This is a genomic window from Cupriavidus sp. USMAHM13 (assembly GCF_001854285.1).
GTDB lineage: Bacteria > Pseudomonadota > Gammaproteobacteria > Burkholderiales > Burkholderiaceae > Cupriavidus > Cupriavidus malaysiensis.
In genome coordinates this window covers 2988976-3001749 of sequence record NZ_CP017751.1, presented here as the reverse complement: position 1 = coordinate 3001749, position 12774 = coordinate 2988976, and the positions used below count along the sequence as shown (strand labels likewise).

Below are 12774 nucleotides of genomic sequence, written 5' to 3'. Positions count from 1 at the left end.
CAAGCCGCCCGACTCATTTCGATATCGCTTGATACCGCCCATGAACAAGATCCGCGCAGTCGTCTTCGATGCCTACGGCACCTTGTTCGACGTTTACTCCGTCACGGCGCGTGCCGAGCAGCTGTTCCCCGGCAAGGGAGAGGCGCTGGCGCTGCTCTGGCGCGACCGCCAGATCGACTATTCGCGCATCCGCAGCCTGGCCGCGCCGGATGGCGCCCGCTACAAGCCCTTCTGGGACCTCACCGTGGATGCGCTGCGCTATGCCGCCGAGCGCCTCGAACTGTCCCTGGACGAGGCCGCCGAAGCGCAACTGCTGAAGGAGTACGCCTGCCTGTCGGCATTCCCGGAGAACCTGGGCGCGCTCAAGCGGCTGCGCGCAGCCGGCCTGCCGCTGGGCATCCTGTCCAACGGCAATCCGCAGATGCTGGACATCTCGGTCAAGAGCGCCGGCATGCAGGGATTGTTCGACCATGTGCTGTCGGTCGAGTCTGTGCGCCTGTACAAGACCGCGCCGGCCGCTTACGGACTGGCGCCTGCCGCCTTCGGCCTGGCGGCGCAGGAGATACTGTTCGTGTCGTCGAACGGGTGGGATGCCTGCGGCGCCACCTGGTTCGGCTACACCACTTTCTGGATCAATCGTGCCGGCCATCCGCCGGAGCGGCTGGACGTATCGCCCTCCGGTTCCGGGCACGACATGAACGACCTGCTCGCATTCGTCCGCGCCGCCGGCGTGGCGGTGTAAGAGCGGGCAACCCCGACCATCCCATCGATCACAGGAGAACACTGATGGCTATCACGCTGCCCGCGGGCATGAAGATTACCGGCGAGATCCTGCCGGCCTACGAAGACATCCTCACGCCGGAAGCGCTGGCCCTGGTGGACAAGCTGCACCGCGCCTTCGAGCCGCGCCGCCAGCAACTGCTGGCCGCGCGCGTCGAGCGCGCCAAGCGCCTGGACGCCGGCGAACGCCCCGATTTCCTGCCCGAGACCAAGGCCATCCGCGAAGGCGACTGGAAGGTCGTGCCGGTGCCGCCCGCACTGCACTGCCGCCGCGTGGAGATCACCGGCCCGGTCGAGGCCAAGATGGTGATCAACGCCTTCAACTCGGGTGCCGACAGCTACATGACGGACTTCGAGGACTCCAACTCGCCGAACTGGCACAACCAGCTGCAGGGCCAGGTCAACCTGAAGGCCGCCGTGCGCCGCACGCTGACGCTGGAGTCCAACGGCAAGCAATACAAGCTGAACGACAAGATTGCCACGCTGCAGGTGCGCCCGCGCGGCTGGCACCTGGACGAGAAGCACGTCACCATCGACGGCCAACGCGTCTCGGGCGGCATCTTCGACTTCGCGCTCTTCCTGTTCCACAACGCCAAGGAGCAGATCGCCCGCGGCGCCGGCCCCTTCTTCTACCTGCCGAAGATGGAAAGCCACCTGGAAGCGCGCCTGTGGAACGACATCTTCGTGATGGCGCAGAACGAGATCGGCCTGCCGCAAGGCACCGTCAAGGCGACCGTGCTGATCGAGACCATCCTCGCCGCCTTCGAGATGGAAGAGATCCTGTACGAACTGCGCGAGCACAGCGCGGGCCTGAACGCCGGCCGCTGGGACTACATCTTCTCCTGCATCAAGAAGTTCAAGAACGACAAGGACTTCTGCCTGGCCGACCGCGCCAAGGTGACGATGACCTCGCCGTTCATGCGTGCCTATGCGCTGCTGCTGCTGAAGACCTGCCACAAGCGCGGCGCGCCCGCGATCGGCGGCATGAGCGCACTGATCCCGATCAAGAACGATCCGGAGAAGAACGCCATCGCCATGCAGGGCATCATCAACGACAAGAAGCGCGACGCGACCGATGGCTACGACGGTGGCTGGGTGGCCCACCCGGGACTGGTCGAGCCGGCCATGAAGGAGTTCGTGGCGGTGCTGGGCGACAAGCCCAACCAGTTCGAGAAGCAGCGCCCGGACGTCGAGGTGAAGGCGTCCGACCTGCTGGACTTCCAGCCCGAAACGCCGATCACCGAAGCCGGCCTGCGCATGAACATCAACGTCGGTATCCACTACCTGGGTGCCTGGCTGGCCGGCAACGGCTGCGTCCCCATCCACAACCTTATGGAAGACGCGGCCACCGCCGAGATCTCGCGCTCGCAGGTGTGGCAGTGGATCCGCTCGCCCAAGGGCAAGCTGGAAGACGGCCGCAAGGTGACCGCCGAGATGGTGCGTGCGGCGATCCCCGAGGAGCTGGCCAAGGTCAAGGCATCGGTCGGTGGCGACACCAAGACCTACGACCGTGCCGCCGAGATCTTCGAGCAGATGTCCACCTCGGAAGGCTTCGCCGAGTTCCTGACGCTGCCGCTGTACGAAGAAATCTGAGTGCCGGCCGCCCCGTCCCGGCGGGGCACGCCCGCGCGGACGCCGGCCCGATGAGAAAAACCCCGCGGTGCGCAGCCGCGGGGTTTTTTCATGGTGCCAGGATCAAGCCTTGGCCTTGTTGTAGCTGGCGAAGACCGTGGCGGTACCGTCCGCCTTGACCAGCAGTACGTCGTAAGGGTCCTTGCGCGGTCCCTGGTCCATGCCGGGCGAACCGAGCGGCATGGCCGGCACCGCCAGTCCGGCCGCCTTGGGCTGTGTGGCCAGCAGGCGCCGGATATCGGCCGCCGGCACATGGCCTTCGATCGCGTAGCCGGCCACCAGGCCGGTGTGGCAGGAGGCGAAGCGCTCCGGCATGCCAAGGCGCTGGCGCCACGGGCCGGTGTCCTCGACGTTCTGCGTGCTGACGGCGAAGCCGTGGTCGCGCAGGTGCTTGACCCAGTCTTCGCAGCAGCCGCACAAGGGGCTCTTGTAAACGGTGATGGCCGTGCGCGCCGGACCTTGCGCCAGCGTGGCCAGCGGACTCAGGGCGACGCCCAGTGCCAGGGACTGCAGCAGGCGCCGGCGTCGCGGCCGCATAGTGCCGTCGTGCCTCATTGCGCGACCCAGCCGCCGTCCATGTTCCAGATCGCGCCGCGCACCTGGCGCGCTGCTTCGCTGGCGAGGAACACCGCCAGCGCACCCAGTTCGTCCGGCGTGACGAACTGGCCCGAGGGCTGCTTCTCGATGACGAGTTCGCGCTTGGCCTGTTCGACGCTGATGCCGTCGCGATGGGCACGCGCTTCCACCTGCTTCTGCACCAGCGGCGTCAGCACCCAGCCCGGGCAGATCGCGTTGGCGGTGACGCCGGTCTGCGCGGTTTCCAGCGCGGTCACCTTGGTCAGGCCGACGATGCCGTGCTTGGCGGCCACGTAGGCGGACTTCTGTGCCGAGGCGACCAGGCCGTGCGTGGAGGCGATGTTGATCACGCGCCCCCAGTTCTTCTGCCGCATGCCGGGCAGGGCCAGCCGCGTGGTATGGAAGGCCGAGGTCAGGTTGATGGCGATGATGGCGTCCCAGCGTTCGGGCGGGAAGTCCTCGATGCTGGCGACGTGCTGGATGCCCGCATTGTTGACGAGGATGTCGGCGCCGCCGAATTCCGCCTCGGCATAGCGCATCATGTCCTCGATTTCCGACGCCTTGCTCATGTCGGCGCCGTGGTAGCCCAGGCGGATGCCTTGGCCGGCCGCCGCGATCTGCTGCCGGGCCCCGTCGGCGTCGCCGAAACCGTTGACGATGATGTTGGCGCCTTGCGCCGCCAGGGCCTGGGCGATGCCCAGTCCGATGCCGCTGGTGGAACCCGTGACCAGCGCCGTCTTGCCTTGAAGCATGGGAGTCTCCATCGAAAGTCGCGCGCCGGCCGGCATGCCGGCGTGCAGAAGTCGGTTGCTGCTGCGAGTGCTGTGGCATTGTAACCGCCGGAGCGTACAATCCAGTTTTGCTCAACGTCGGTGCCGCATCCTGCTGTGGGCCGCTTTGCCAGGGAGTCCAGATGTCCGCCAGCCCGCGCCTCGGCTTCGTCCAGTGCTTGAGCCCGTCGGGCCTGCATCGCATGGCGTACCACGAATGGGGGGACGCCGCCAATCCGCGCGTGCTGGTCTGCGTGCATGGACTGACCCGCACCGGACGCGATTTCGATGCGCTGGCCCGTGCCCTGTGCGGTGACTACCGCGTGGTCTGTCCCGACGTGGCGGGACGAGGCCGTTCCGACTGGCTGGCCGACCCGCATGGCTATGTGCTGCCGCAGTACGTGGCCGACATGGTGACGCTGATCGCGCGCCTGAACGTTGAGCAGGTCGACTGGTTCGGCACTTCGATGGGCGGGCTGATCGGCATGGCGCTGGCCGGCTTGCCGAAGTCGCCGGTACGCAAGCTGCTGCTCAATGATGTCGGCCCGCGCGTGGCGCCATCGGCGATCGAGCGCATCGGCGCCTACCTCGGCCTGCCGGTACGTTTCAAGACCTTCGAGGAGGGGCTGGCCTACCTGCAGACCATCAGCGCCTCCTTCGGCCGCCACACGCCGGAGCAGTGGCGCGAACTGAACGGCGCGATCCTGAAGCCGCTGCAGGGTGCCCAGGGCCTGGAATGGGGTTTGCATTACGATCCGTCGCTGGCCGTTCCCTTCCGTGAGACCACTCCCGAAATGGTGCAGGCCGGCGAGGCGGCGCTGTGGCGGGCTTTCGAAGCCATCCAGGCCCCGCTGCTGGTGGTGCGCGGCGCCCAGTCGGACCTGCTATTGCGCGACACCGTGGCGGAGATGGAGGCGCGTGGCCGCCAGGTGAGCGCGGTGGAGGTGCCGGATGTGGGGCATGCGCCGACGTTTATCGACCCGGCGCAGATCGCCCTCGCGCGGGCATTCTTCCTGGCCTGAGGCGACGCTTGCCACGGTACCTGGGCTGGCGCCGGGAAGCAGTAACTGACAACGACAATGGAATCCAAGGTCGCGGCGGGCCGTCCGCGGGCGGCCGCCGCAGAACGTAAGCGTGATAAAGCATGAGCGACAATGAACTGAAACGTGCCCATGTGGGCAAGCGCCTTTCCGAATATGCCGTCTACAACGGCGTGGTCTACCTCGCGGGCCAGGTGCCGGAAGTCGAACCGGAGGCGGATATCCGCGGCCAGACGCAGGAAGTGCTGGGCCATATCGACCGCCTGCTGGCGGAGGCGGGCAGCGACAAGACGCGCATCCTCTCGTGCCAGATCTTCCTCAAGGACGTCGACCAGATCGGCGCCATGAACGAAGTGTGGGACGCCTGGGTGGCGCAGGGCAACACGCCCCCGCGAGCCACCGTGGAGGCGCGCCTGGCCAATCCCGACTACCTGATCGAAGTGGTGGTGACCGCCGCCCTCAAGTGAGCGCAGGCAGGTGCAGTTGATATGGTGACACCGACGGAACTTCCAGGCCAGGTGGCCGGCACGCCGGACGCCGGCCTGGTGGTGCGCGCGCTCGCCTTCGTGCGTGCGCGGGGCGCCGGCGCGGAGCTGCCGACCGGCGAAAGCGTGCTGTCGCATGCCGAAGGCATGCTGCGCATCCTCGACGGCCTGCGCGTGGACGATGCGGCGCGCGCCGCCGCCTGCCTGTTCCCGGTGGCGGCCTACGTGCCGGGTTGCGAGGCAGACATCGAGGCCGATTTCGGCGAGGAAGTGGCGCGCCTGGTCAAGGGCGTGCGTCAGTTGCTGCGTATCGGTGCGATCGCGGTGACGCAGGCCGAGGCGCAGGAGCCGGGCAAGAACGAAGGCGAGGCGCGCCACGAGCAGGTGGAGGCGCTGCGCAAGATGCTGCTGGCGTTTGCGCAGGACATCCGCGTGGTGCTGGTGCGCCTTGCGTCACGGCTGCAGACACTGCGCTGGCTGGCGCAGGCCAAGCGCGCGCCGCTGCCCGGCGTGGCGCGCGAAACGCTGGATATCTACGCGCCGCTGGCCAACCGGCTCGGCATCTGGCAGATGAAGTGGGAGCTGGAAGACCTGGCTTTCCGTTTCGAGCAGCCGGACACCTACAAGCGTATCGCGCGCCTGCTCGACGAGAAGCGCATCGAGCGCGAGGGCTACATCGCCAGCGCGATCGCGCGCCTGCAGGCGGAGCTGGCGGCGGCGGGGATCCGCGCCGATGTCAGCGGCCGGCCCAAGCACATTTTCAGCATCTGGAAGAAGATGCGCGGCAAGGAGCTGGACTTCGCCGACCTCTACGATGTGCGTGCCTTCCGCGTCATCGTCGACGACATCAAGGACTGCTACGCGGTGCTCGGCATCGTGCACCACATCTGGCAGCCGATCCCGCGCGAGTTCGACGACTACATTTCGCGGCCCAAGCCCAATGGCTACAAGTCGCTGCACACGGTGGTGATCGGCGACGACGGGCGCGCCTTCGAGGTGCAGATCCGCACCCAGGAGATGCATCATTTCGCCGAGTACGGCGTCGCGGCGCACTGGCGCTACAAGGAGGCCGGCAACAGGGGCTACAGCGGCCAGTTCTCGGCGGACGAGCGCTATGACGAGAAGATCGCCTGGGTGCGTCAGCTGCTGGCCTGGAAGGATGATGCCGATCACACCGTGGCGCACGAGGACTCCCCCTGGGAGCAGCTCAAGCATGCCGCGATCGACGATCACATCTACGTGCTGACGCCGCAGGCACGCGTGGTGGCGCTGCCGCAGGGCGCCACGCCGGTCGATTTCGCTTATTACCTGCACACCGACCTTGGCCATCGCTGCCGTGGCGCGCGCGTGGACGGCGCCATGGTGCCGCTGAACACGCCGCTGAAGAACGGCCAGACCGTGGAGGTGGTGGCAGTCAAGCAGGGCGGACCGTCGCGCGACTGGCTCAACCCCGAGCTGGGCTATCTCGCCAGCGGCCGCGCACGCGCCAAGGTGCGGGCCTGGTTCAATGCGCTGGACTCGCAGGAAACCATCGCCCAGGGGCGCGCGCAGGTCGACAAGACGCTGCAGCGCGAGGGCAAGACCGCCGTCAACCTCGACGACCTGGCCGCGCGGCTCGGTTTCAAGGCTCCGGACGAGCTGTTCGCGGCGGTGGCCAAAGAGGAGTTCAGCCTGCGCCACGTGGAGCAGGCGCTGCGCCATCCGGCCGGCGAGGTGCAACCGCACATCAGCGAAGAGGACGCCGTTACCAAGAAGAGCCGCGCCACCAGTGTGGCGCGCGGCGCCAAGAGCGGCGTGCTGGTGGTGGGGGTCGATTCGCTGATGACGCAGATGTCGCGCTGCTGCAAGCCGGCGCCGCCCGACGATATCGTCGGTTTCGTCACACGCGGGCGCGGCGTTTCCATTCACCGCCGAACCTGCCCGACCTTCCTCCAGTTATCGGCCCGCGCGCCCGAGCGCGTGATCCAGACGGAGTGGGGCAAGAAGAGCGACGCCGTCTACCCCGTCGACATCCACGTGGAGGCGGTCGACCGCCAAGGCCTGCTGCGCGACATCTCCGAGGTGCTGTCGCGCGAGAAGATCAATGTCACGGGCGTGAAGACGCTGTCGAGCAAGGGCGTCGCGCGGATGCAGTTCACGGCGGAGGTCGCCGAGGCGACCCAGCTCCAGCGCGCGCTCGCTTTGATAGAAGATGTGGTTGGGGTGTTGCAAGCGAAAAGAAAGTGATGTTATACTTTCAGCTTCGCTAGGCTCGTAGCTCAGCTGGTTAGAGCACCACCTTGACATGGTGGGGGTCGTTGGTTCGAGTCCAATCGAGCCTACCAACGAATGCAGTAGAAGGTAGTAAAAAGGTAGGGCAGGAAGGCGGCGCGCAGTGGTGGCGCCGCCGGTAGTGAGCAGTATAAGCAGTGCAATAGGCTCGTAGCTCAGCTGGTTAGAGCACCACCTTGACATGGTGGGGGTCGTTGGTTCGAGTCCAATCGAGCCTACCAACGAATCATGTAGTACAGGCAGCCTGGCGGTAATGCCGGTTGCAAAGCCGGTTCAACCCAATAAGGAACGGAAAGGCGCCATGGTTATGACACCGCGAACTACTACCGCTGATCAGCGACAGTAGTCGAGGTGCGCCTTCGTCCCGGTCCTGCCGGGTTTGAATCGAAAAAGAACGCAGCCTTGGCTGCGTTTTTTTTCGTCTGTCGCTTGTCGGCTACCTGTTAAGCTGCCCGCTTTCCGCCTGGTTGCCTGGAGGGACCGGGTGGAGTTCCCGCAGTCCGCGCCGTGCCGTATCCCGGGCATGGGTGGGCGCCACGAGATGCTTTATCCGCCTGCCGGCCGGCGCCGGGCAGTCGGATTCCTGATGAGGTGCAAGATGATCGCAATCACGCTGCCGGACGGTTCCCGCCGCGAGTTTCCCGGCCCGGTGACGGTGGCCGAAGTGGCGCAGAGCATCGGCTCGGGCCTGGCCAAGGCTGCCCTGGCCGGCAAGGTGGATGGTCGCATGGTCGACACCAGCTTCACGATCGACCGTGACGCGTCGCTTGCCATCGTCACCGAGAAGGATGCCGACGGCGTCGATGTGATCCGCCACTCCACTGCCCACTTGCTGGCCTACGCCGTCAAGGAACTCTATCCTGAGGCGCAGGTGACGATCGGGCCGGTGATCGAGAACGGCTTCTACTACGACTTCGCCTATAAGCGCCCGTTCACGCCCGAGGACCTGGCTGCCATCGAGAAGAAGATGGTGGAACTGTCGCGCAAGGACGAGAAGGTGGTGCGCGAGGTCTGGAACCGCGACGAAGCGGTCGCGCTGTTCGAGTCGATGGGCGAGAAGTACAAGGCGGAGATCATCGCCTCGATCCCTGCCGACCAGGAAATCGGCCTGTATCGCGAAGGCAAGTTCGTCGACCTGTGCCGCGGTCCGCACGTGCCGTCGACGGGCAAGCTCAAGGTCTTCAAGCTGATGAAGGTGGCCGGTGCCTATTGGCGCGGCGACGCCAACAACGAGATGCTCCAGCGCATCTACGGCACGGCCTGGGCCAGGAAGGAAGACCAGGAGGCCTATCTGCACATGCTGGAAGAGGCCGAGAAGCGCGACCACCGCAAGCTGGGCAAGACGCTCGATCTGTTCCATCTGCAGGAAGAGGCGCCGGGCATGGTCTTCTGGCACCCGAAGGGCTGGCAGATCTGGCAGGCGGTCGAGCAGTATATGCGCGGGCGCCTGGGCGAGGTCGGCTATCAGGAGGTGCGTACGCCCCAGGTCATGGATCGTTCCTTGTGGGAGAAATCGGGCCACTGGCAGAACTACAAGGAGAACATGTTCGTCACGGAGTCGGAGAAGCGTGACTACGCGATCAAGCCGATGAACTGTCCCGGCCATGTACAGATCTTCAACCACGGCCTGCGTTCCTATCGCGACCTGCCGCTGCGTCTGGCCGAGTTCGGTGCCTGCCATCGCAACGAGCCGTCCGGCGCGCTGCATGGCCTGATGCGCGTGCGCGGCTTCGTGCAGGACGATGCCCATATCTTCTGCACGGAAGAGCAGATCGTCGCGGAAGCCAAGGCATTCAACGAGCTGGCGTTCTCCGTCTATGACGATTTCGGCTTCAAGGACGTGGCGGTCAAGCTGTCTCTGCGGCCGGAACAGCGGGCCGGATCGGACGAAATCTGGGATCACGCCGAAGAGGGCCTGCGCCTGGCGCTGCGTGCCTGCGGTGTGGAGTGGGAGGAGCTTCCGGGCGAGGGTGCCTTCTATGGCCCGAAGGTCGAATACCACATCAAGGACGCCATCGGCCGCTCCTGGCAGTGCGGCACGCTGCAGCTCGACCTGGTGCTGCCGGAGCGCCTGGATGCCGAGTTCGTCGCTGAGGACAATTCGCGCAAGCGCCCGGTCATGTTGCACCGGGCCATCCTGGGCTCCTTCGAGCGCTTCCTGGGCATCCTGCTGGAAAACCACGCCGGCGCGCTGCCCGCCTGGCTGGCGCCGGAGCAGGTGGTGGTGATGAATATTGCCGACTCCCAGGCCGAGTATGCGCAGGGCATTGCGCAACTGCTGCAAAAACAAGGGTTTAGGGCCAAGGCGGATTTGCGTAATGAGAAAATTACGTATAAAATCCGCGAGCATTCCCTTCAGAAGATCCCCTACCTGCTGGTAGTGGGCGACAAGGAGCGGGATGCCAATCAAGTGGCCGTGCGTGCCCGTGGCAACGTGGATCTGGGTGTGATGCCCGTCTCCGCGTTCGTGGAGCGTCTGCAACAGGACGTTTCCAGCAAAGCCTGAAGGGTAGGGAGCACGGCTCGTTTTTTTGTCTTCTTGAGGTAACGCAACATCGCTACAGACAAAGGTCACCGCATCAACCGGGAGATCAGCGCGCCTGAGCTGCGGCTGGTAGGGGTTGATAACGAGCAGCTGGGCATCTTCAAGTTCATTGAAGCGCTGCGCATGGCTGAGGACAAGGACTTGGATCTGGTGGAGATCGCGCCCAACGCGAGCCCGCCCGTAGCCCGTATCATGGACTACGGCAAGTTCAAGTACGAAGAAGCCAAGCGCGCACACGAGGCCAAGCTGAAGCAGAAGATCATCCAGGTCAAGGAAGTCAAATTCCGGCCGGGTACGGATGACGGCGACTACAACGTCAAGCTGCGCAACTTGCGGCGCTTTCTTGAGGATGGCGACAAGACCAAGATCACGCTGCGTTTCCGCGGCCGTGAGATGGCGCACCAGGAAATCGGTGCACGCATGCTCGAGCGCTTGAAGGTAGACCTGGAGGAGTTCGGCCAGGTCGAGCAGATGCCAAAGATGGAAGGCCGCCAGATGGTGATGGTGCTGGCCCCCAAGAAGAAGAAGTGAGTTTTGCGCGGCGAGCCGCGGTGCCAGTCACCGCGGCACGGAGCGCGAAGCGTGCGCGGGCCTGGCGGTCCGCGTGCAAAACAAGTGGATGCGGGTCTTGCAAGCGTCGGCGCCAGCCGGCCACCTGCATGCATGTCAGAGAGCTGGAGTTTTTCATGCCGAAGATGAAGACCAAGAAAAGCGCTTCCAAGCGCTTTACTGCGCGTCCGAACGGTTCGTTCAAGCGTGGCCAGGCCTTCAAGCGTCACATCCTGACCAAGAAGACCACCAAGAACAAGCGTCAACTGCGCGGCACCCAGGACGTCCATGAGACGAACCTGAAGTCGGTGCGCGCGATGATGCCGTACGCATAACCCTGACGAGATCGAAAGGAGAGTTACATGCCTCGAGTCAAACGTGGGGTCACTGCACGGGCCCGTCACAAGAAAGTCATCGACGCTGCCAAGGGTTACCGCGGCCGTCGCAATAATGTCTATCGCATCGCCAAGCAGGCGGTCATGCGTGCCGGCCAGTACGCATACCGCGATCGCCGCAACAAGAAGCGCGTGTTCCGCGCGCTGTGGATTGCGCGTATCAATGCTGCCACGCGCGAGCATGGCATGACCTACAGCGTGTTCATGAACGGCCTGAAGAAGGCTTCGATTGAACTGGACCGCAAGGTGCTGTCGGACATGGCTATCCATGACAAGCCTGCCTTTGCCGCCATCGTCAACCAGGTGAAAGCCACCGTTGCCTGATGCCGGCGCCGGGAATGCGTAAGCGTTCCCGGGCAAGCACCGACCGCAAGGTCGACCGCGGCCGCCGGGCCACCCAGCGCAGTACGCTGCGATGATTGCCCGGCAAGACCGCTGAAACGGGGCTCCGCGTGGGCCCCGTTTTCATTTCGAATGCCGCCACCAAGCGGGCTGCGCTCCGGCGTTGCCGTGGCCGAGACGGCATCCGAAACGAACACCGCACGAAGTGCCAACCCCCGCCAAGGCGCGCCGCGCCGTGGCGCCTAAACCTTCCACGACCGCTGCCATGTCCCTGGATCTGGATCAAATCGTCGCCGGCGCCCAGGCCGCTTTCGCCGCCGCCAATGACAACGCCACGCTGGAAAACGAAAAGGCCCGCTTCCTCGGCAAGACCGGTGCGCTGACCGAACTGCTGAAGAGCCTGGGCAAGCTCGATCCCGAGGCACGCAAGAGCGAGGGCGCGCGCATCAACCAGGCCAAGCAACAGGTCGAGGCCGCGCTCAACGGCCGCCGCCAGGCGCTGGCCGATGCACTGATGAACGCGCGCCTGGCTGCCGAGGCGATCGACGTGACGCTGCCCGGCCGCACGGTGGCGCGTGGCAGCCTGCATCCGGTGATGCGCACCTGGGAGCGCGTGGAGCAGATCTTCGGTTCGATCGGCTTCGACGTGGCCGACGGCCCCGAGATCGAGACCGACTGGATGAACTTCACTGCGCTGAACAACCCGGACAACCATCCGGCGCGCTCGATGCAGGACACCTTCTACGTGGACGGGCGCGACAGCGAGGACAAGCTGCTGCTGTTGCGCACTCACACCAGCCCGATGCAGGTGCGCTATGCGCGTATGCATGTGGAGAAGTACAAGGGCCGCGCCATGCCGCCGATCAAGGTGATCTGCCCGGGGCGTACCTACCGCGTCGACAGCGATGCCACGCACTCGCCGATGTTCAACCAGGTGGAAGGCCTGTGGATCGGCGAGGACATCAGCTTTGCCGACCTGAAGGGCGTCTACACGGATTTCCTGCGCAAGTTCTTCGAACGCGACGATATCCAGGTCCGCTTCCGCCCGTCCTACTTCCCCTTCACCGAACCGTCGGCCGAGATCGACATGGCATTCGAAGAAGGCAAGCTGGCCGGCAAATGGCTGGAGATCTCCGGCTCGGGCCAGGTGCACCCGAACGTGCTGCGCAATATGGGCCTCGACCCCGAGCGCTACATCGGCTTCGCCTTCGGCTCCGGGCTGGAGCGGCTGACCATGCTGCGCTATGGCATCAACGACCTGCGGCTGTTCTTCGAGGGCGATGCGCGCTTCCTGCGCCAATTCGCCTGAAGCGCCTGAAGCGCCTGAAGCGCCCGAGGCGCCTGGGACGCCTTCACCTGCCCAGGCCCGCCGCCGTCTTTCGTCACCGA

General features: G+C 65.2%; 12 protein-coding genes and 2 tRNA genes. 12 read left to right on the top strand and 2 right to left on the bottom strand.

Going from position 1 to position 12774, the window contains the following annotated elements; genetic code table 11:
• The first annotated feature begins 40 nt into the window (after window positions 1-40).
• Together BKK81_RS13160 and aceB are read left to right on the top strand one after the other, a co-directional pair.
• Entirely contained in the window at window positions 41-742 is a 702-nt protein-coding gene (locus BKK81_RS13160) for a haloacid dehalogenase type II (protein WP_071013631.1), read from the top strand.
• Window positions 743-786: 44 nt separating this feature from the next.
• Window positions 787-2373 (top strand): malate synthase A, encoded by a 1587-nt coding sequence (gene aceB / locus BKK81_RS13155; RefSeq protein ID WP_071013628.1) that lies wholly within the window; start codon window positions 787-789, stop codon window positions 2371-2373.
• A 102-nt stretch (window positions 2374-2475) separates the two neighbouring features.
• Here aceB and BKK81_RS13150 read toward each other — a convergent pair whose 3' ends face one another.
• Both BKK81_RS13150 and BKK81_RS13145 read right to left on the bottom strand, forming a co-directional pair.
• The gene (locus BKK81_RS13150; RefSeq protein WP_071013626.1) at window positions 2476-2949 is read right to left on the bottom strand and encodes a DUF411 domain-containing protein; all 474 of its coding nucleotides are present in this window, start codon (window positions 2947-2949) and stop codon (window positions 2476-2478) included.
• A 14-nt stretch (window positions 2950-2963) separates the two neighbouring features.
• Window positions 2964-3740, bottom strand: a complete 777-nt coding sequence (locus tag BKK81_RS13145; protein WP_071013624.1) for a 3-hydroxybutyrate dehydrogenase — start codon at window positions 3738-3740, stop codon at window positions 2964-2966.
• Window positions 3741-3901: 161 nt separating this feature from the next.
• On the opposite strand from BKK81_RS13145, the gene BKK81_RS13140 reads away from it, so the two are divergent.
• The 10 genes from BKK81_RS13140 (at window position 3902) to pheS (ending at window position 12694) form a co-directional block, all read left to right on the top strand.
• Window positions 3902-4780: an alpha/beta fold hydrolase gene (locus tag BKK81_RS13140; RefSeq protein ID WP_071013620.1), complete on the top strand. Its 879-nt coding sequence runs from the start codon at window positions 3902-3904 to the stop codon at window positions 4778-4780.
• Between the two features lie 122 nt (window positions 4781-4902).
• On the top strand, window positions 4903-5265 hold the full coding sequence (locus BKK81_RS13135; RefSeq protein WP_071013619.1) for a RidA family protein: 363 nt from the start codon (window positions 4903-4905) through the stop codon (window positions 5263-5265).
• A gap of 21 nt (window positions 5266-5286) precedes the next feature.
• Window positions 5287-7509 carry a RelA/SpoT family protein gene (locus tag BKK81_RS13130; RefSeq protein WP_071013616.1) on the top strand — a complete coding sequence of 741 codons (2223 nt, stop codon included), beginning with the start codon at window positions 5287-5289 and terminating at the stop codon, window positions 7507-7509.
• A gap of 21 nt (window positions 7510-7530) precedes the next feature.
• A tRNA-Val gene (locus BKK81_RS13125) sits at window positions 7531-7607 on the top strand.
• 91 nt (window positions 7608-7698) lie between these two features.
• Window positions 7699-7775, top strand: a tRNA-Val gene (locus BKK81_RS13120).
• A 377-nt stretch (window positions 7776-8152) separates the two neighbouring features.
• Complete coding sequence (thrS, locus tag BKK81_RS13115; RefSeq protein ID WP_071013613.1) at window positions 8153-10060, top strand: threonine--tRNA ligase; 1908 nt, start codon at window positions 8153-8155, stop codon at window positions 10058-10060.
• Between the two features lie 48 nt (window positions 10061-10108).
• Window positions 10109-10630: a translation initiation factor IF-3 gene (infC, locus tag BKK81_RS13110; RefSeq protein ID WP_083384108.1), complete on the top strand. Its 522-nt coding sequence runs from the start codon at window positions 10109-10111 to the stop codon at window positions 10628-10630.
• A gap of 155 nt (window positions 10631-10785) precedes the next feature.
• Entirely contained in the window at window positions 10786-10983 is a 198-nt protein-coding gene (gene rpmI / locus BKK81_RS13105; RefSeq protein ID WP_006575466.1) for a 50S ribosomal protein L35, read from the top strand.
• A gap of 27 nt (window positions 10984-11010) precedes the next feature.
• The gene (gene rplT, locus BKK81_RS13100; protein ID WP_008650487.1) at window positions 11011-11367 is read left to right on the top strand and encodes a 50S ribosomal protein L20; all 357 of its coding nucleotides are present in this window, start codon (window positions 11011-11013) and stop codon (window positions 11365-11367) included.
• Between the two features lie 289 nt (window positions 11368-11656).
• Window positions 11657-12694, top strand: a complete 1038-nt coding sequence (pheS, locus tag BKK81_RS13095; RefSeq protein ID WP_197523979.1) for a phenylalanine--tRNA ligase subunit alpha — start codon at window positions 11657-11659, stop codon at window positions 12692-12694.
• The last annotated feature ends 80 nt before the right edge of the window (window positions 12695-12774 follow it).